The 23,785-nt window shown below is 33.4% G+C and carries 1 protein-coding gene (cut by a window edge); it reads left to right on the plus strand.

The features are described from left to right. The first annotated feature begins 94 nt into the window (after positions 1–94). Positions 95–23,785, plus strand: the 5' portion of a protein-coding gene (locus ACN5L8_RS14750; RefSeq protein WP_419173377.1) for a beta strand repeat-containing protein. Its footprint extends 3,375 nt past the window's final position; only the first 23,691 of its 27,066 coding nucleotides appear in the window; its start codon is at positions 95–97; its stop codon lies beyond the right edge, outside the window.

The raw sequence follows: 23,785 nt of genomic DNA on the forward strand, positions 1-23,785 counted from the left end.
AAAACATAACTAAAATAAATTAATACAAAAAATCATAATTTACATATAAACTTTTAGCTATAATTTATCTAATTTAATACTTCAAGGGTAAATTATGGCAACTACAGATAACAAGTATGTTAAGTATCAAGAAAAAAGCGTAAAAATTATTGATAAACCAAAGGTAAATGAAAATGTTTCGGTTTATGTAAGACCTGGAGATTTAGTTGATTTTAAAATACCTGGAATTAATCTAGAAGATTTAGAATATGAACTTGTAGGGGGAGATATTGTAATTGATATTCCAGGAAATGGTACTTTTACTTTCGTATCTATGGCTCTTATGGGATATAACGATACGCCACCAAAGTTTGCTAGTAACTCTGGAAAAGAATTAAGCCTTGGAGATATTTTATCTGAAGTTGAAGAAATCAATTCGTTGCCTATTGATTCTTTAGTTTCAAATATTGATGTAAATATCCCTGATAACACTGCCAAAGAGAATGAAGAAGGAAAAGAAACACAACAAAATTCTCAACAAAACCCTCAAATAATTATCCAAGAAGTTGAAGTAACAGAAGAACAAGAAGCTCAAGAAGATAGCGTAAATGACAATGAGTTTGAAATTCCACCAGTTGAGGCTCCTGAAATTATTGTAGAAAACGACTTTACAAGTTATGAAGAAGCAAGTGATACAAGCTCAAAAAAAGAAGAAGAACAATCTGTAACAGAAGGAACTAAACCTTTACTTACTTTTGATATAGATATTCAGCATTTAGACTCTAGTGATAGTTTATCTGGAACTGTTTTAACTGTAGAAGGTGGAGGAGGTACTACCTATGATAACATCCACCCTGGAACAAATGCAAATGCAGATAGAGCTGGAATTGTACGACAAACTAATGCAGAGATAATAGACTATAGACATGTATCTAGTACAGATGCAAGTAGTTTAGTAATAAACGGTGATGATTCAAACTATTTTGATGCAGATACTATTTCAAGGACAATTAAACTTTCTCCTAATCAGCCAATAGGTTTTGCTGTTGAGAGTATTACAATTTCAAGTGCAGATTTTCCAGCAGGATTTAGTATTTTAAATGCAACTCAAAATGGAGATTCTTGGACAATTACAAAGGATGACCCTGATACACCTGCTATTGAAGGTTTTACCCTTGATGAAAATGGAAATATTGAAATAAAAGTTTCAATGAACAAGAATCAAGAAACAAACTTTGAGATAAAAATAGAAGCTACTTCAGAGTTTAATATAGAAAATATTTCAGAAGAATTAAGAGAAGGTGTAGAAACACCTGTGGAAACTACCCTTGATTATTTTCAACTTTATGGTGTAAATGTTAAAGAAATTGATGACTTAAGTGATCCAAATGAGTATCTTTTTGAACAATTCCTTGATGGAGCTGGACAACCTATTGAGTCGGGATTTGTTATTTCTACAAATATCAATGATAATATTATCTATGGTTCTCAAAAAGAGAATGTTTCAAATACAATAACAGGTGGTTTAGCAAATGATACTATTACTACTGGTATTGAAAATGACATAGTAGATGGAAATGTTGGAAATGATACTTTAGACTACTCAACATATAATAATATAGATAATGATTTAGGGATTGAGGCAGATTTAAGTGCAGGAAGTGTAACTAAAAAATATGCTTCAAATAATACAGATACTATTTCAAATATCGAAAATGTTACAGGAACACAAGATAACGATACTATCACAGGAAATGCAGAAACAAATACATTATTAGGTCTTGATGGAAATGATACTTTAAAAGGTATGGCAGGAAGTGATACCTTAGATGGTGGATTAGGAAACGATATCTTAGAAGGTGGAGCTGATGCAGATATTATAAAAGGTGGTTCAGGAAATGATACTACAAGTTATGAAAATGCAAGTGGTTCAGTAAATGTTGATTTAGATGATGGCAATGGTAAAGGTGTAGTTTCAGGTGCAGATGGAAATGATACTTTATTTGATATAGAAAATGTAAGAGGTTCTGCCCATGATGATACTATCACAGGGGATAATAATAGTAACATTTTAGAAGGTCTAGATGGAGATGATACTTTCTTTGTAAGTGGTGGTAGTGATACTATTTATGGTGGAAGTGGAAATGAAACCAATGGTGATACTTTAAATGCTTCAAATTCTAATGTAGCTCATAGAATTGATTTAGAAGGTGGTCAAGTTATTGGAGAAGGGACTTCTCAAGCTTATGGTATAGAGAATGTTGTTGGTTCAAATGGTGATGATTTTATTTCAGGAAGTAGTGTAAAGAATACATTACAAGGTGGAAAAGGTGATGATACTATAAAAGGTCTTGGTGGAGATGACTTTTTATATGGAAATGAAGGAAATGACACAATAAGTGGTGGAGCTGGAAATGATTTCATTGATGGTGGAAATGACGCTTTAGAAACTACAGGAGATTTCGTAGATTATTCTGATGTAACTGCTGGTGGAGTTAGAGTTGACTTATCTATTCAAGATGGAACTACTTCTCAAAATACAATCAATGCTGGTGAAGATACATTAGTAAATATTGAAAATGTAATTGGTACAAATAGTACTGATATGATAATTGATGATGGGGCAACTTCAAATACTATTTTAGCTTCAGGTGGAGATGATTACATCCTTGTAAAAGGTGGAGATGATGAAATCAATGGTGGAGTTGGAAATGATACTTTAAGTTTTGAAGAGTTTGATAACTCAGTAACTTTTGATTTATCTTTAGGAAGTGAGCAGTCAACAGATAATGGAAATATTAAAATTTCAAGTATTGAAAATGTAAAGGGAAGTATATTTAGTGATAATTTAACTGGTTCTTCTCAAAAAAATGAACTTTTTGGAAATTTTGGTGATGATGTTCTAGATGGAAAAGAAAATGATGATACTTTATATGGTGGAGCAGGAAACGACACATTAATCGGTGGTACTGGAAATGATACTTTAGATGGTGGAAAGAATAGTGATTATTCTAGATTAAGTGGTATTTCTGTTTCTCCTTTAACAATTGTTATTGCAGGATTAACCCTTACAGCTACTGGTGCAAATGCAAGTGAATTAATAGCAAACTTTTTAAAAGAGTTTAAAGAAGCAAATGCCACTAGAATTTTAAATGGACAAGAACCTTTAGGTGATATCTATACTGATGATACTAATATTTTTATTGATAGTTCTGAAACTATCACTTCTTCTACAAATGTAACTATTGATAATAACTTCACTTTTATAGATACAGCTGATTACTCAAATATTGGTTCTGAATCAATTGAAGTAAATATGAAAGATGTAGGTGATTCTACAGTTGATGTAAGTGATGGTTCAACAGACATTTTAATAGATATTGAAAGAGTAGTTGGTTCTTCATCAAATGATATTATGAATGGAAATAGTGATGATAATATCTTTGTAGGTGGAAAGGGTGATGATACTTTCTTTGGAGGAGCAGGAGCTGATACTATTTATGGTGGAGATGATAATGACGTTATAAATGGTGGAATAGGTGTTGATATCTTAGATGGTGGAAAAGGTAATGATACTTTTATTGCTTCTTTAAATGATGGAATAGATACAGTTGATGGTGGTGAAGGAAGTGATACTTTAGACTATTCATCATATACAAGTGCTGATGGAGATATTTCAGTTTCTTTAAATGGTGCATCTGAAAGTAGAGTAAAAATTGGTGGAACAGATGAAGATCATATAAAAAATATAGAAAATGTAACTACTGGTGCAGGAAATGATACATTAAAGGGTGATGATAATAACAATACCTTTATATCAAACGCAGGAAATGACACTTTATCAGGTGGAAAAGGTGATGATTATTTAAACGGTGGAGCTGATATAGATACTGCTGACTATACTTATATTGATGGTGTAGGAACAAATACAAAAGGTGTAGTTGTTGATTTAGCTAATAATACAGCAACAGATATGAGTGGAAGTCTTGAAAACCTTGTTGGTACTGATACTTTAATAGATATTGAAAATGCAAAGGGTTCTAAACATGATGATTCATTACTTGGAGATAGTAATGTAAATACACTTTTTGGTGAAGCCGGAAATGATTTTATCTCAGGTGGGGCTGGAAACGATACTTTAAATGGTGGAATTGGTAATGATATCTTAAAAGGTGGAACTGGTGATGATGAATTAAATGGTGGAGATGGCATAGATACTGCTGATTTCTCTGATGCAAATGATAAGATTAATGTAGATTTATCAAATAGTGGTTCATTTGATATTGGAGCAGGTCTAGGAAGTGATACTTTTAACTCTATTGAGGGTGCTATTGGTGGTAACTATGACGATACATTAAAAGGAACTGCTGATGCAAATACTCTTATTGGTGGAGCAGGAAATGATACATTATTAGGAAATGGAACTGACTCTTTAACAACTGCAGGAACATATGATTATCTTGATGGTGGGGCAGGAGAAGAAGATTTTGTAAGTTTTGAAGGTGTTACTGGTGATGTAACTGTTAATTTAGGACTTAACTACTCAAATGACTCTTCAGATGGTCACTTATATAATGATAGTGATAATTCAGTTTACAACTATCAAGATGGTGGTGCTGCTGGAAATCTTCAAATTAAAAATATTGAGAATCTTCAAGGTGGAGATGGAAATGATACTTTTATAGGAAACAGTTCTTCAAATACTTTAGCAGGTGGAGCAGGTGATGATTGGTTAAGTGGTAAATCTAATAATAACCTTTTAGATGGTGGAGCTGATATAGATACTGCTGATTATTCAGGTATTACTTCTGGTGTTGGTATTAAAGCTGATATGAATGCTGGAATTGATGGTGCAAATGAGTTTGGTGAAGTAGAATATAATGCAGAGTTTGTAGATACATTAAAAGATATAGAAAATATAAGAGCTTCAAAAAATGATGACCAAATTATTGGTGATACTGATGATAATATAGATAACCTATTTGAAGGAATGGGTGGAGCTGATACAATAAGTGGTGGAGCTGGTAATGACACTATTTATGGTAATAATAAAACAAATGATAATTCAAATGATGATTCAGCAGATGTTCTTTCTGGTGGAATAGGTAATGACATAATTTACGGTCAAGCAGGAAATGATACTTTAAGTGGAGATGAAGGAACTGACACTCTTTATGGTGGAGCTGGAAATGATAGTGTAAATCTTTCATATCTAAATACCACGGCAAATGGTGCAACGGTAGATTTCACTACTTCTACTACAAATGATGGAACTGATACAGATACTTTAGATTCTATTGAAAGTGCAATTGGAAGTGATAATAATGATACCTTTATTATGGATAGTTCTAAAACTACGGATACAAATACAATAGATGGAAAAGATGGCATTGATGTATTAGATTATTCAAATTACACTTCAAATGGAATAACTGTAGATTTAGGAAATGAAAATGAACAAATTATAGTATCAGCTACATCTGATAAAGATACTATAAAAAATGTAGAGAATCTAATTGGTGGAACAAAAAATGACACAATAACAGGTTCAAATGTAAACAACAGCCTTGATGGAAATGAAGGTAGTGATAGATTCTACGGTTCTAATGGAACTGATATTATCAACGGTGGAGTTGATGTCGATGGTACAAATGATACTGATATAGCTGATTACTCTAATATGACTGCAAAAGTAGTTGTAACAGGAAGTGGAAATAATTATTCAGTATTAAAACCAGATGGAAATAGTGATACTTTAACAAACATAGAAGAAGTTCAAGGTAGTGACTTTAAAGACACTATGATTGGAGATGCTTCATCTTCAAAAGATGATATTTTTAGAGGTGGAGATAATTCAGATTTACTTGTAGGTAACTTAGGAGCTGACTCTTTATATGGAGAAAGTGGAGATGATACTTTAAGAGGTGGAGCTGGAGACGATTATTTACATGGAGGAATAGGTGGTAGTGATACTGCTGATTTCTCAGATGCTACAGGAAGTGGTATAGATGTAGATTTATCTCAAACTGGAAGCCAAAATATTGGTGGAAACTTAGGAAGTGATACTCTTGTTGATATAGAAAATGTTATTGGTTCTGATTTTGCAGATACAATTACAGGTAATGATAGTGATAATATTATCCATGCAGGAAATGAAGACGATACTTTATCAGGTGGACTTGGAGCTGATGATTTATATGGAGAAGCAGGAAATGATACTTTCAATTTCTCAAATGCAGTTGGTGAATCAACAGGAGATTATATAAATGGTGGAGCAGGAGTTGATACTGCTGATTATAGTAACTTAACATCAAATATAAAAGTAGATTTAAATGAAGAGAATAATGGTTCTACTTATGTACAAGTTGGTTCAAATACAATCGACCATCAAATTGAAAATGTAGAAAATATTAAAGGAACTTCACAAAATGATGATATTTCTGGAAATAGTAGCCAAAATATCATTGATGGTGGAGCAGGAGATGATATCTTAGATGGAGAAGGTGGAGTAGATGCTTCAAATCTAGATACACTTATTGGTGGACTAGGAAATGATACTTTCATTGTAAATGATAGAGGATATACTATTTATGATGGAAGTACAAATGAAGGTGTAAACTTTATTGATACAGTAGATTTCTCTCAAGTGGCAAATCAATCTTCTGATAAAGTTAATGTTAATTTACAAGATGGAACATTTACTTTAAATGGAAACAATATTAATGAGACTACTTTTAGTGGTATCGAAGGTGCCATTGGTGGAGCAGGTGATGATACTATCATTGGTACTACTGAAGCGAATACTTTAATTGGTGGAGCAGGAGATGATACTCTTTTAGGAAATGGTGCTTCTAATGGAATTGATTATATTGATGGTGGAAATGGAAATGAAACTAATGGAGATTTTGTAAGTTTTAATTATCTTGATAGTAGCTCTACAAATGGTGTAACAGTAGACTTATCAGATGCTTCTGCACAGGATATAGATGGTGATAATGATGATGATTTAATAATCAAAAACATTGAAAATCTTGAAGGAAGTGTAAGAAATGATAATTTAACAGGTAATTCATCAAACAATACTTTAAAAGGTTTAGATGGAGATGATACTTTCCTTTCAAGTTCAGGAAATGACACTATTTATGGTGGAAATGAATCAACAGATAGTAATACCTACACTGATACAGTAGATTATTCAAGTGGCTCAAAAATAGATGTAGATTTAGAAAAAGTTAATAATCAAGTAGTAAAAACGAGTGGTTCTGATACTTTATATGGTATTGAAAAAATCATTGGTTCCTCTGAAAATGATGTTATGAAAGGTGATGCTAATAACAATACCTTTGAAGGTGGTGCAGGAAATGATACTTTAGAAGGTAGAGCAGGTGATGATACTTTAGATGGTGGAGCTGATGATGATACTTTAAGAGGTGGAATAGGAAATGATGAATTAATTGGTGGTGATAATGGTTCTAATGGAGATACTGCTGATTACTCACAAAGAAGTGAAGCTATTTATGCAGACCTTTCAAATGCCTCACCTAAAGTAATTGTTGATACAAATGATGCTGCAAGTGATGGGGATATTTCCCATGAATTTGATAATAGTGTGGATGAAACAGATACTTTATCTGGAATTGAAAATGTTACTGGTGGTTCAAACAATGATACATTTATTGGTAATTCAGATAAGAATACTTTAAAAGGTGAAGCAGGTGATGATACATTTATTGTAAATAATACATCAAATGTATTAAATGACTTTATTGATGGTGGAAGTGAATCAAATGGTGCTAGAGGAAGTGATACTGTTGATTATAGTGCACTAGGTACAAGTGAGAGTATAAATGTAAGTTTAAATGATACTGCAATTACAAATGTTACTCTTTCAGGTACTGGAAATCATCATCAACTAACTGATATTGAAAATATTATAGGAACAAAAGGTAGTGATACTATCCAAGGTGACAGTGCAAACAATATTTTAGATGGACATGATGGTGAGGATACTTTATCTTATTCTAACTCTTCAAATGGTATTTATGTAAACTTAAGTGATTCTCAAATTACAACAGATATTTCTGGTGATAATGTATATGATGAGATTAATCAAAACATAGCACAAGGCGTAGTAGATAATAGTGAAACAGGTGTTGATACTATTACTAACTTTGAAAATGTTCTTGGTGGTATAGGAAATGATACTTTAGTTGGAAATAGTGGAGCTAATACTCTTACTGGTGGAAATGGAGATGACTTACTTCTAGGTCTTGATGGGGCTGATAGATTAGAAGGTGGTATTGGAAATGATACTGTTTCATACTTACTAGATACTACAGGAGTAAATGCAAGTTTAAGAACTGCAACAGCAACTGATGGATGGGGTAAAACAGATACTTTTGATAGTATAGAGAATATTATTGGTTCTAATCAAAATGATACTATTGAAGGTGATGCAGGAAATAATACTCTTGATGGAGCTGGTGGAAATAATACTTTAACTTATGAGAATGTAACTGTTGGTGGAGTAACTGTAAACTTATCACAAGAAGTAAATAATACAGGTAGTGATGGGATAGATACAATTAAAAACTTCCAAAACTTAATAGGGTCTTCTACTCAATCAGACAACCTTACTGGTAATGATGAAGTAAATACTATCAAAGGTCTTGGTGGAAATGACACAATTGATGGTGGAACAGAAAATGATTTCCTTTATGGTGGTGCAGGAAACGATACTTTCAAAGTAAATCTTGGTGATGGGAATGACACAATTGATGGTTTTGATGAAACTGCAGCAGCGGATATAGATGATATTTCAAACAAAGATACAATAGATTTTAACTCAATTGGTTCTGGTTTCCATGTAGAAATTGATTTACAAAATAATCAATCAATTGTTAGAAATGGAAGTACTATAGATCAAACTGATACTTTATCAAATATTGAAAATGTAATTGGAACTTCACAAAATGATATTATCATTGGAAATGATGAGGTTAATGTAATAGATGCTGGTGCAGGAAACGATACGATTACTGGAAATCTTGGAGCTGATACTTTAAAAGGTGGTACTGGTGAAGACACTTTTAAAGGTGATAATTTTACTGGTGATATTATAGATGGTGGAACTGGACTTGATGGTAATGGCGACACTATTGATTATACAAACTTAAATAACAAAGTAACAGTAACTTTAGCTGAAAGTGGTTCTTATACTGATGTTCAAGTAGGGACTGATTTATCTGACCATAAAATAGCAAATATTGAAAATGTAATTGGTTCAAATACGCAAGATGATACTATCACTGGAAATAGTGAAAACAATACTATTTTAGGTCTTGGTGGTAATGACACAATAGATGGTGGACACGGTGATGACTCTTTAGATGGAGGAAGTGGAACAAATACTTTATCATATGCAAGTATTAGTTCAGGTGTAAATGTAAACTTATCTACTGGAAATGCTATTTCAAATGTAGATACAGATGGAAATGGTACAAATGATACAGATATTGTTTCAAACTTTGATAATCTTATTGGTTCAGGTGGAGTTGATACTTTAACTGGTAACAACAATGCAAATGTTATTAAAGGTGGAGCAGAAGGCGATACAATAAATGGTTTAGGTGGAAATGACACTTTAGAAGGTGAAGCTGGAAATGATCTATTTATTATGGGAGCAGATGATGGAGCTGATAGTGTTGATGGAGGAAGTGGAAGTAGTGATACTATCTCTTATGAAAATTTAGCTTCAAATCAAGGTATCACAATAACTCTAGACCAAGATACTAGTAATCAAGTAGTTATTGAAAATGGTACAAATGATACTGGTGTTAAAAATGTAGAAAATGTAATTGGTGGAGCTGGAAATGACACGATTACAGGAGATGCTCTAAAAAATAAACTAGAAGGTAATGCCGGAGTTGATATTATAGATGGTGGTGCTTCTGATGATACTATTTTAGGTGGAGCAGGTGATGATATCATTAAAGGTGGAGCTGATGATGACATCCTTTATGGTGGAAGTCAAGAACATGATGAAAACACTACAGAATCTGGAACTGGAAATGATGATATTAAAGGTGAAGCCGGAGTTGATATTATCTATGGTAGAGATGGCGATGACACTTTAGATGGTGGAGCTGATGATGATACTTTATTTGGTGGACTAGGAAGTGATAATCTAAGTGGTGGTGATGGAAATGATACTATAGATGGTGGAGAAGGAGAAGAAGAAAACGGTGGAGATACTGTTGATTACTCTTCTAAAGTAGGTGATTACTTAGATGTAAACCTAAATGCCACTACAAATGGATATGCAGATGCTGTTATTGGTGCTGAAACAGATAGATTAAAAGATATTGAAAATATTAAAGGAACAGTTAAAAACGATAATATCTCTGGAGATAATGATTCAAATCTTTTAGATGGTTTCCAAGGCGATGATACATTAGTAGGTGCAGCAGGAAGTGATACATTACTTGGGGGTGATGGTGATGATACTTTCAAAGCAGGACTTGATGATAATGGTGATGGCATCTTAGAAAATGGAGATGATGGAGTTGATTATATAATTGGTGGAGAAGTAGATGAAAACAATGGTGGTGATACTGTTGATTACTCAGCTTTAGATTCAGCTATTAATGTGGATTTATCTAATATTGATACTTCAAATGATAATTATGTAACAGTAAATGTAGATAGTTCTTCAAATGATTATATAAAAGAGATAGAAAATATTACAGGTTCATCACAAGATGATACTATTAAAGGTGATGCAAATGTCAATACACTTAGAGGTGATGCAGGTGATGATACCTTAAGTGGTGGTGCTGGAGCTGATACTTTAGATGGTGGAACTGGTACAAATAGAGCAGACTATTCAAATGCAGCTGGAAAAATTGTAGTTGATATGGAAAATGCTATAGAGGTTTCAAATGATGGAGATGGTTCATCTGATGATTTAATCTCAATTCAAGAAGTAGTAGGAAGTGATTCAGGGGACACTATTTATGGTTCAGATAGTGAAAATGAACTGTTTATTGGTGGTGATGCTTCTGATACTTTTATGGGTAGAGGTGGAGATGATACTATTTATGGTGGAAGTGAAGATAGAACTGATAGTTTCTCTGATTTAGTAACATACGAATATTTATCAGATGGAACTAACCATGTTGTTGTAGATTTAGAAAATGAAAATGCAAAAGTATATGATGGAAGTTCAAATCTTTTAGAAACAGATACTCTTTATGATATTGAAAATATTAAAGGTGGAGAAGGTAACGATACTTTTATTACTAAGTTTGATGAAACAAATGTAATCAATGGTGCAAATGGAAGTGATACTTTAGATTATTTAAGTTTAGATACAAACCATTCAATAAATGTTGATTTAGAAGATAATGGAGCTACTACAACAGTAGATGTAAGTGATACTATAAATGATGACACTATTTCAAATATTGAAAATATCTCTGGTTCAAATTTAGCAGATACTATTTCAGGGAATAATTTAGCAAATACTTTAAAAGGTAATGCTGGAGATGACATCTTAGAAGGTGAAGGTGGAAATGATATCCTTGATGGTGGAACTGGAAGTGATACAGCAAGTTATGAAAACTCAAGTGATGGAGTTACTGTTGATTTAGGATTATCTTCATCTCAATTTATCTCAACTTCTCAAGGAAGTGATACTTTAATTGATATTGAAAATGTTAAAGGGTCTTCTTTAGATGATACCTTCTATTCAGACCATACAAAAGCAAACAACTTTAATGGTTTAAGCCATGGAACAAATGGTGATACAGTTGATTATACTAACTTACAAAATGATAAAGCTGGTTCAAACTATACAGGAACTGAAAATGTAGATTATATCATCGCTGATTTATCAGGTGCAAACGATACTGTAACCATTAAAGGTTCAGGAGCTGATGTAGTAGATACTTTAGAAAATATTGAAAATATTACTGGAAGTCATGGTAACGATACTATCACAGGTGATGGAAATAAAAATACACTAAAAGGACAAGAGGGAGATGATATCATAGCAGGTGGTGCAGGAGATGATATCATTGATGGTGGAACAGATACAAATGGAGATACAGTAAATTATTCTGATGCAACAAGTGGGGTAACAGTTGATTTAGGTATTGATGGAGTCTCTCAAAATGTTGGTGGAGGTCAAGGAAATGATACTTTAACTGATATTGAAAATGTAATTGGTTCAGCTTATGCTGATATGTTTAAAGGTAATAATAGTGAATCAAATACTTTTAATGGTGGTATTACAAATTTAGCTAATCCAAACTCTGAACATGTAAATGATGAAAATGATACTGTTGATTATTCATCTTTAACGGGAGAAAATGACAGTATCATAGTTGATTTATCAAATACTTCAAGTGCAAATGTAGATGTAACTTTATCAAGTGTAGCACAAGGAAGTGATACTTTAATAAATATAGAAAATGTAATTGGTACAGCAGGAGATGACACTTTTACTGGTAACTCTGATAGTAACTCTTTCCAAGGTGGAGATGGAAATGACACTTTCTTTGTAAAAGAAGCAGCAGTAGGTAGTGAAGCGGATATTATCGTTGGAGGAAATAACTCAAGTCTTGGAGATACAGTTGATTTTAGTTTAGTTAGTGATAATACTTTATATGTAGATGTTGATTTAAGTTCTCAGAGTTTACTTCTAAAAAACTCTTCAGACTCAACTGTTAGAAATGATAGCGTTTCAGGAATTGAAAATATAGTTGGAACTCAAAATGAAGATACCATTACTGGAGATAGTTCAAATAATACTTTAAAAGGTGAAGCTGGAACGGATACTATTAAAGGTGAAGCAGGGGATGATGTAATCCACGGTGGAGATAATACTGATAATAACACTATCTCTACACAATATGAATATTTAGATGGTGGAGAAGGAGCTGATACTATTTATGGTGGAGCTGGAAATGACTCTATCTTAGGTGGAATTGGTGATGGGAAAGATACTCTTTATGGAGAAGCTGGAAACGATACTATTTATGCAGGTGCTGGAGTAGATAGAGTTTATGGTGGAGCTGATGATGATTCTATTTTAGGAGAAGCTGGAGAAGACTTACTTGTAGGTGGACTTGGTAATGATGAAATCAAAGGTGGAAGTGAATCAGATACTATTTATGGAGATGATGAAGCTAGAACTGATGTAAATGGTGGAGATGATATCCTTTATGGAGGAGATGGTTCAGATACTATTTATGCAGGATATGGAGACGATACATTATTAGGTGGAGCAAATGATGATATCCTTCATGGTGATGGGGGAGTTGATACAGTTGATTATTCAAATGCAACAAATGGTGTAACTGTTGATTTTGTAAATAACCAAGGTACTGGTGAAGGTGTAGATGAACTTCATAATATAGAAAATGCAATTGGTTCTAAATATGATGATACTTTTGTTTCAAAACTTGATGTTTCAAATAGATTTGATGGAAATGGTGACGAATCAGGTGAAACAAATGGAGATAGTATCTCTTATGAGGGAATCACAGTAAATGATGCAACACAAGATAAAGTTGTAATTGATTTATCAAGTGGAGCAGATGCAGATGGATACTATAGTGCTGATATTTATCAAGGTGGTTCATCAACAGTTACTGATTATTTAAAAGATATGGAAAATATCACAGGAAGTGATGGTAATGATACTATTACTGGTGATGACGATGTAAATACTTTAAGAGGTCTAGATGGTGATGATTTAATCAGTGGAAAAGGTGGAAATGATTACATCGATGGTGGAGAAGGAAGTGATACTGTTGATTATAGTGATGAAACTCTTTCTGTAACTGTAGATTTTAAAAATAACCAAGCTTCTACAAATGCCCCTGAAGTTGATACTATTATCAGTATAGAAAATGCGATTGGTGGAACTTCAAATGATATGTTCATTATGAATGAAGACCAAAAAACAAATACTATAAATGGTGGAATAGGAGTGTCAGATTTAAATGATACAATCTCTTATGAAAACTATACTTCTTCAGTAGAGGTGGATTTAGGAGATACAAATCCACAGTTAGTATCAACATCAGATACTGATACTATTTTAAATATTGAGCACTTAATTGGTTCACAAAATGATGACACAATAACAGGTTCAAATGAGAATAACAGCATAGAAGGTGGAAAAGGTGATGATACCTTTATCACAGGAACTGGTGATGGTGCTGATTATTTTGATGGTGGAATAGGTACAAACGATACAATTGACTATTCATCTATTGATAATGCATCAGCAAATGCACAAGGTATAACAGTAACACTTGATGGTGCAAATGAAAAAATAGTAACAGTTCATAATGATGTAAACAATGACAATGATGAAGTTTTAAATGTAGAAAATGTAATTGGAACACAAGATGATGACTATATCAAAGGTGATGTACAAAACAATACTTTCTTTGGACAAAACGGAAATGATGAACTTTATGGAGAAGATGGAGCTGATGACTTAAGAGGTGAAGCAGGAAATGACACAATAGATGGTGGAAGTGGAGATGATACTTTACGAGGTGGAAGTGGAGATGATACTCTAACTGGTGGAGTTGGAAACGATACTATTTATGGTGGAAATGAGACAACAGATGTTGGAAATGATACAGTTGATTATTCAAATGCAATTGAATCTTTAATCATCGATTTAGATGTATCCCTAGCTGGTGGACTAGATGTATCTGGTGAAACATATGGAAAATCAGATGGAAATAACTCTGAACAAGGTCAGGGGGATGACATTTTATATGGAATAGAAAATGTTATTGGTTCAAATGATGAAGTAAGATCAGATTCGATTTATGGAAGTAATAGTGTAAATACTATTATCGCTCAAAGAGGTGACGATTATATTGAAGCAAGAGACGAAGCAGATACAGTTCTTGCTGGAGAAGGTAATGATACAGTAAAAGCAACTAGTGCAAATGACGGTGCTGATAAATATGATGGAGGAGTAGGAGATAGTGATACTTTAGACTACTCTAAGTTAAGTGAAGATATCTCTGTAAATATTGGTCAAAATGCTACAAATGATTTTGATGGAACTGGTGGAAATGACTCTTGGGAAGTTGATATCACAGGTGGTGATAATGATATTATTAAAGGATTTGAAAATATTATTGGTGGAAGTGGAGATGATACAATTTATGCTGACTCAAATGATAACTCAATCTTTGGTGGAGCAGGTGCAGATACACTTTTAGGTGGAGCAGGAGCTGATACAATTAATGGTTCAACAGGTAATGATACTATTAGTTATGAGTATTTAGATAGCTCAAAAGATTTAAGACTAGACTTATTAAATGATAGCTCAACAGTTCTTGGAGATTCACTTGATGATGATACTATTTATAGTATAGAAAATGCAATTGGTGGAGCTGGAAATGACAGTATGCAAGGTACAAATGATGCAAACATCTTACAAGGTGGAAATGCGGGAGATGATACTTTTGTAGGTCTTGGTGGAGATGATACTATTTATGGTGGTTCATATAATGGAGCAACTCATACAGATAGTGGTAGTGATACAGTTGATTATACAAATCAAAATAAAATCTCTGTAACTTTAGAAGATAATGAGAATACAGTTTCAACAGTAACTATTGACAGCAACAATAATAGTAGCTTTGAAAATGATGGAAGTGATGAAAGAGATTCATTATATGGAATTGAAAACATTAAAGGTTCAGACTCAGCAATAAATGGTGCTGATACTATTATTGGAAATAGTGCTTCAAATACTATTTATGGACAAAGAGGAGACGATACTCTCTCTGGTATGGCTGGAAGTGATGAACTTCATGGTGGAGATGGTGCTGATACAATTATTGGTGGAGCTGATGCAGACTACTTATATGGAGATGCTGGAAATGATAGCTTCAATGTAGGTTCTATAAACCTCTCAGATTATAGTGGTGATGTGATTGACGGTGGAAGTGAAATAGATACTATTGATTATAACACTATAACTACTGGATTCTCTACTGATAGAGGTGTAGATATTGTACTTCAAGCAGGAAGTCCTGCAAATGTTTATGTTGATGGAGATACAACAAATGTACACCATACAATCACAAATGTTGAAAATGTAATTGGTACAAATTTAAATGATAATATCACAGGTGATAATCAAGCAAATACTATTTCTGGTATGGGTGGAGATGATGTCTTAAAAGGAAATGCTTTAAGTGATACTTTATATGGTGGAGCTGGAGCTGATGAACTTTGGGGTGAAGAAGGAAGTGACCTTTTAGAAGGTGGAGCTGACAATGATGTCATTCGAGGTGGTTCTGGTTTTGATACTCTAAGAGGTGATGCAGGAGCTGACAGTATCTATGGTGGAGCAGATGCAGACCAAATTTATGGTGGAGCAGATAATGACTATATAGAAGGTGGAGCAGATAACGATACTATCCAAGGTGAAGCTGGAAATGATACTATAAGAGGTGATAAAGGTGATGATATCATCGCTGGTGGAACTGTTACTATAAGTGGAGGAAAAGTTACAGTAAGTGTTGATGATGGCGAGTCTGATACAGTTGATTACAGTGGTGCTCTTACAAGTATGACTGTTGATTTAGAAACTGATGATACTACAGATTTAGCTTCAAAAGGTGAAGCTTATAGTTCAAACTTAAATGATCAAGGAACAGACGAACTTTATGATATTGAAAATGTAATTGGTTCAGAAGAGAATGACACTATTAAAGGAAGTAGCGAAAATAATATCTTAGAGGGTAGAAGTGGTGATGATACAATCTGGGGTGAAGCAGGAAGTGATACTTTATTAGGTGGAAATGACAACGATACTCTTTATGGCGGAACTGGTGCAGATAATATCTCAGGTGATGAAGGAAATGACAATATCTATGGTGGAGCAGATGCTGATACTCTAAGTGGTGGAACAGGAAACGATACATTCTTTGCAACAGCACAAGATGACGGAGCTGATACTATTGATGGTGGAACAAATGCAAATGATAGTGATACTATTGATTATAGTGCATTAACTAATTCAAATAATAAAATTGTAGCTACTTTAGCAGAAACTACAGATACTGATTCAAGTGTTCAAGTCTATGATGACGCTGGAAACTTACAACACACAGATACTATTAGAAATATTGAAAATATAACTGGAACTAGTGGGGATGATACTTTCACTGGAAATACAAGTGCAAATATTTTAAATGGTGGAGCTGGAACTGATAAAGCAAACTATAATTATGCTGCTTTAACTGCTGGTGTTACAGTAAATTTACATGCAGGAACAGCAAGTGATGGAGATACATTAAGCTCTATTGAACATATAGTTGGTTCAGATTACGATGATACTTTTGTAACTGCTTCAGGGGTAAATAATACTATAGAAGGTGGAACTGAAACTTCAGAAGTTACAGGAGATTGGATTGATTATAGTTCTAACTCTTCTTCAGATTTAGTATTAGATTTAAGTACCCTTGATGGTAATAACTTTGCCACAGCACAAGTAAGTGGAAACTCTAAACAAGATTTATTAAAAGATATAGAAAATGTAATTGGTACTTCTGGAAACGATACAATTACAGGAAATGCAGAAGTTAACACAATCCTTGGAAATGATGGGGCAGATACAATTAATTCTGGTGCTAGTGCTGATAGTGTAGAAGGTGGAGCTGGAAACGATATCATTGATGGTGGAAGTGGAGCTGATATTTTAAAAGGTAATGAAGGTGATGACACTTTTGTAGGAACTGACTTTGATAGTGATAATATTGATGGTGGAACTAATACAAGTGCAGGAGATACAGTTGATTATTCACAAGTTCTTACTCATGGTGTAACTGTTGACTTAACAGACATTGATGGAGATAATGTATCAATAAATGGAAATACTCACACTGTAAGTAATATTGAAAATATTAAAGGAACTGAACAAGCTGATGATATTACAGGAAATAATCAAAATAATATCTTAGAAGGTAATGCTGGCAATGATACAATTTCTGGTTTAGATGGTGAAGATACTTTAAAAGGTGGAATTGGAGAAGACATTTTAAAAGGTGGAGCTGGTAACGATAGACTTGAAGGTGGAGACGATGATGATACCTTAGAGGGTGGAACTGGTGATGATGACCTTTATGGTGGAGAAGGTTCAGATACAGCTGATTATTCTAATGCTACATCAACTATAGAAACAGATGGAAACTTCATTTTTGTAGGAACAGAAAGAGATTACAGAAATAGTATAGAAAATATTATTGGTTCTGATATTAGTGGAAGTGGTGATATTATTGTTGATATTGACTCAAATGCAACTTCAAATGCTTTCTATGGTTTAGCTGGTGATGATACTATTACTGAAGGAGCAGGTTCTGATATTGTAGAAGGTGGAGCTGGAAATGACTATATCTATGCAGGAACTGGTGATGATATCATTGATGGTGATGATAGTGATGCTGGAATGCCAAATGGTGCATCAGATACTTTAGACTTTACAAAAGTATTAATCAATGATGATACAGGTGATACAAGAGTTGTAGCTGCAGAAACTTATAATGGTGGTGACTTTACTGGTATAGAGATTGACCTTTCAGATACTTCTTCTCAAAGAATCCATGAACAGTTTGGGACAGATACAATTTCAAATATAGAAAATGTAATTGGTACTGGAAAAGCAGATTATATAAAAGGTAATGATTCTGATAACTTAATAGAAGGTAGAAGTGGAAATGATTATCTTATAGGTTTAGATGGTGCAGATACTTTTAAAGGTGGTGATGGACAAGATACTATTGATTTCTCAGATGGTAGTCAGAATGTTGTAGTTGATATGACAAAAGAACAAACTATAGGAGATGATGCTTCTTATAGAGTTCAAAATGATGGTTATGGAAATAAAGAGTATATTGATGGAGTTGAGCATATTATAACAGGAAGTGGAAATGACACAGTTTATGGTGATGCCCAAGGAAACTCTTTAATTACAGCAGCAGGTGATGATATTATTAGAGGTGGAGCAGGAAGTGATTATATTGATGGTGGAAGTGAAGGTGCAAATGGAGATACAGTTGATTTCTCTGATTTAAACTCTTCTGTTACTGTAACACTAAATGGTACAGGCACTGGTTCTGCAATCTCAGGTGTTGATACTGATACTTTAGTAAATATAGAGAATGTAATTGGTACTTCTAAAGATGATATTATCACTGCAGATAATAGAAACAATACAATTATTGCAGGTGATGGTAATGATACTATCAAAGGTCTTGATGGAAAAGATTATATTGATGGTGGAGCAGGACTTGATGATACAGTTGACTTTTCAGATGGTACACAAGAAATTAATATTGATTTAACACAAGCAGACCCAAATAACAGAGTTGTTAATGATGGGTTTGGACATAGTGAATATCTTGATGGAGTTGAGAATATCATTGGAACAAACTCTGCTGATACAATTATTGGTGATGGTGCTGATAATGAGTTCTTTGGTGGACAATCTGATGATATTCTTTATGGAAATGCAGGAGATGATACTTTAGTAGGTGGAACGGGAGCTGATACATTTAGAGCTGGTTCTGGAAATGATATTATCTATGGAAACGAGCAAAATAGCTCAAGTTTTGATGCTTCAAGGGATGTAATAGATTATTCTGATGTAAATGTTGATATGACTATAAACCTTGAAAATAACCAAGCAAATGGAGTAGGTCAAGGTGTAGATACTCTTTATGATATTCAAGATGTATTAGGTTCAAGTGCAAATGATACTATAACTGGAAAAACAGGTGAAGTAAACTTATTATTAGGTCTTGATGGAAATGATACTTTCCATGCAACATTAGATGGTGATTTCATTTATGGTGGAAATGTAAGTACGGGAACTCATACTGATAGTGGGAATGATACTGTTGATTATAGTGCAATTGATTCAAATGATGGTAGGGCTATAAATGTAGACTTATCAAGGGATGATAATGATGCTACAACTAATAATGAACAAGAAGTTCAACTAGTAGGTGATAATACTAAATTTGATAATTTAGAAGGAATTGAGAATATCATTGGTACTCAAAATGATGATATTATCAAAGGAAGTGATATTGCAACAGAAATAAACACTTTAGATGGAAATAAAGGTGATGATACATTCTACTCTTCAAATGGAAAAGATAGTTTCATCGGTGGAGAAGGAGTTGATACTTTAGATTTCTCTACAAATGGAAATGTAAGTGTAAATGTTGATTTAGACCAAGATAAAACTATAGATGATGGATTTGGTTACGAAGATTATATTGCAAATGATATTGAAGTAATAATTGGTAGTACAAATGATGATAATATAAAAGGTGATAGTGCAAACAATACACTTCTAGGGAATGATGGTGCAGATAGAATCTTAGGTGGAAGTGGTAATGATAGTATTGAAGGTGGAGTAGGAGCTGATACTTTAAAAGGTGATGAAGGAGCTGATACTATTTTAGGTGGAGCTGATGGTGACTTCATTTATGGTGGAGAAGGTAACGACATCTTAGATGGTGAAGCCGGAGATGATACTATCTATTTTGACAAAGGTGATGATAATATCACAGGTGGAAGTGGAGCTGATACTTTAACATACGAAGAACAAATAATCACAAGTTCAGGAATTGTAGTAAATAGAACGGATACTGGAGCAACAGTAGATGTAGGTACTGATGGAACAGATACTTTAGCTGACCATATTGAAACAATTATTGGAACAGGATTAAATGATAGATTTAATGGTTATGTAGGTACAGATAATGGAAATGACTACAAAGATACATTCTTTGGACTTTCAGGTGATGATATCTTTGATGGTGGTAGAGGTGATGACTATATTGATGGTGGAACTCACTCTTCTGGAGATACTATTACATTTGAAACAGTTTCTACAGATGTTGGTGTAGATATAGATTTAGATAGAAGTCAAACTGATACAGCTGGGAAAACAGATTTTGCAGTACAAGAAGATGGGTTTGGTGGAAAAGACTATGTTACAAATGTAGAGCATATAATTGGTTCTAAAAATAATGATAAGTTAGCAGGAAGAGATGACTCTGATAATACTATCCAAGGTGGAGATGGAGATGATACTCTATATTATACTGATGGAAATGATAGATTATATGGTGGGACAACTACAGCAGCTTCAGGAAATGATTGGCTAAGCTTTGAAAATAGTAATATAGGTTCAACATATGTAAATCTTGATGAAGGTGGAACTGTAGGAAGTACAAGAGTTTATGGAATTGATAATATTATAGATTCAGAAACAAATACTGATAGTAGAAACTTCTTTGGTAACAGTAATGCTAATAGCTTTATTACTTATGCTGGAAATGATAGAGTTAGAGGTGAAGCTGGAGATGACATCTATGATTTAGGTGCTGGTAATGATAGAATTGAATCAGCATATGGTAATGACACTATTATTGGTGGAAGTGGAACAAATACTATTGACTATAGAGACTATGAGGGAACTACTGGAATTATTTTTGATGCAAATGTTACTCAAACTATAGATGTTGATGTAGACAAAGATGGAGTAAATGACTATACAGGTATTACGTTCCAGGAAATACAAAATGATGGAACAGGAAATACAGATTTAGTATATCAAGTACAAAATATTTATACTGCTGATAATAGTAATAGAGTAGATATTATTAAATTTGATGACCAAAATAATGAGATAAGAACATATGGTGGAAATGACACTATTGATGGTAGAGGTGGTGATGACCTAATTTATGGTGGAAATGGAAATGACCTTATTAATGGTGGAGATGATAATGATGAAATCCATGCTGGAAATAACAATGATACAGTTTATGGAGATGATGGAGATGATGAAATCTATGGTGATGCTGGAGATGACTATATAGAAGGTGGAATTGGTTCTGATAACATAAATGCAGGTAGTGGTGATGATATTATCTTAAATGATGAGGGAACAGACACTATTAATGGTAGTACTCATGATGCTGATGGTGATACTATGCTATTTAAAGCAAATGGTTCAAATGGTGTTGTTGTTAACTTAAGTGGTACAACTTTAAATTATGACGCTACATCAATTGCAGGAAATAGAACAATAGATACATTTGGTAATACTGAAACAGTAACAAATATTGAAAATGTTACAGGAACAGCTAATAAAGACATTGTTCAAGGAAATAGTTCTGTTAATAGTTTAATTATGGGAAGTGGTGATGATACAATTTACGGTTCATTAGGTAATGACTTCCTTAATGGTGAAGCAGGAACAGACCTTTTAGATTATACTAATTTAACTGGTGGAAATGGAGTAATCTTACAATTAGGAGATAATGCAACAATTGGTTTAAATAATCAAACTGTAAGAAATATTGAAAATGCAAAGGGAAGTCAATACGAAGATGATATCACAGGTGATAATGGAGTAAATACTCTTTGGGGTGGAGACTCAAATGATATTATTGACGGTGGAGACAATAACGATACACTTTATGGAGAATCAGGAGATGATACTTTAATAGGTGGAGCAGGCTCAGATGTTTTAGATGGTGGAGCAAATGGAACTGGTGTAGGTACAGGAGATACAGCAGACTATACTGATATTGGAGCAAAAGTTGTAATTAACTTAAATGATTCTGGTAATGCAACAGCATATGTAACAGGTGATGGTAATGATACTTTAATAGATATTGAAAACTTAACAGGAAGTGCTGTTGGAGATGAACTTTCTGGGAATAGTAGTCAAAATACAATTCTTGGAAATGCTGGAGAAGACATAATAGATGGTGAAGCTGGAAATGACTATATTGATGGTGGAGCAGATAATGATACTATTATTGGAGGAGTAGGAGACGATACATTAAAAGGTAGTACTGGAAATGATGTATTTGTTGCTTCAACAAATGATGGAGATGATAATATTGATGGTGGAGATGATATTGATGTTATCGATTATAGCAGTGTAAATGGACCTTTAAATGTAACTTTAAATGCTTCAGGTGGTACAGATAGTGTTATTACAATTGCAGGGAATGATACTATTACAAATATTGAAGGATTTATTGGAACTTCATCAGATGATATTATGGTTGGTAATGATGAAAATAATGTATTTGAAGGAAGAGATGGTTCAGATACTTTAATTGGTAATGCAGGAGATGATACTTTACTTGGTGGAGAAGGTGATGATACTTTAATTGGTGGCTCAGGAAATGACATTATTGATGGTGGAAATGATGGAGCAAATGGTGACTGGGTAGATTATTCAGGAAGTACAAATGCTATTAATATCAATCTTAGAGCTGATGCTGATCATGCAACAGGTGATGGAGTAGACCAAGTAAGATATATAGAAAATATTGATGTATCAAATAATGAAAATGGAAACATTGTTCAAGGTGATGCAAATGATAATATCTTTAAAGCAGGAACTGGTGAAGATACATTATCTTACGATGGTTCTAGTACAGGAATCACTTTAGATCATGATGCAGGAACAGTAAGTGGTGATGGAGAAGATAGTTTTACAGACTTTGAAAACTTTATTGGTACAAATCAAAATGATGTTTTAATAAATGATTCTGTAAAAGATGATACTGACTTTAAATCATTTGATGGTAAAGGTGGTATTGATACAGCTGATTATTCTGCTTCAACTCAAAATATAACAGTTGATGTAAATGGTAATACTCAATCAGTATTAACTATTGGTGGAACTACAACTGATGAATTAAATAATGTAGAGATTTTA

The organism is Halobacteriovorax sp. (assembly GCF_048381875.1).
Lineage (GTDB): Bacteria > Bdellovibrionota > Bacteriovoracia > Bacteriovoracales > Bacteriovoracaceae > Halobacteriovorax_A > Halobacteriovorax_A vibrionivorans.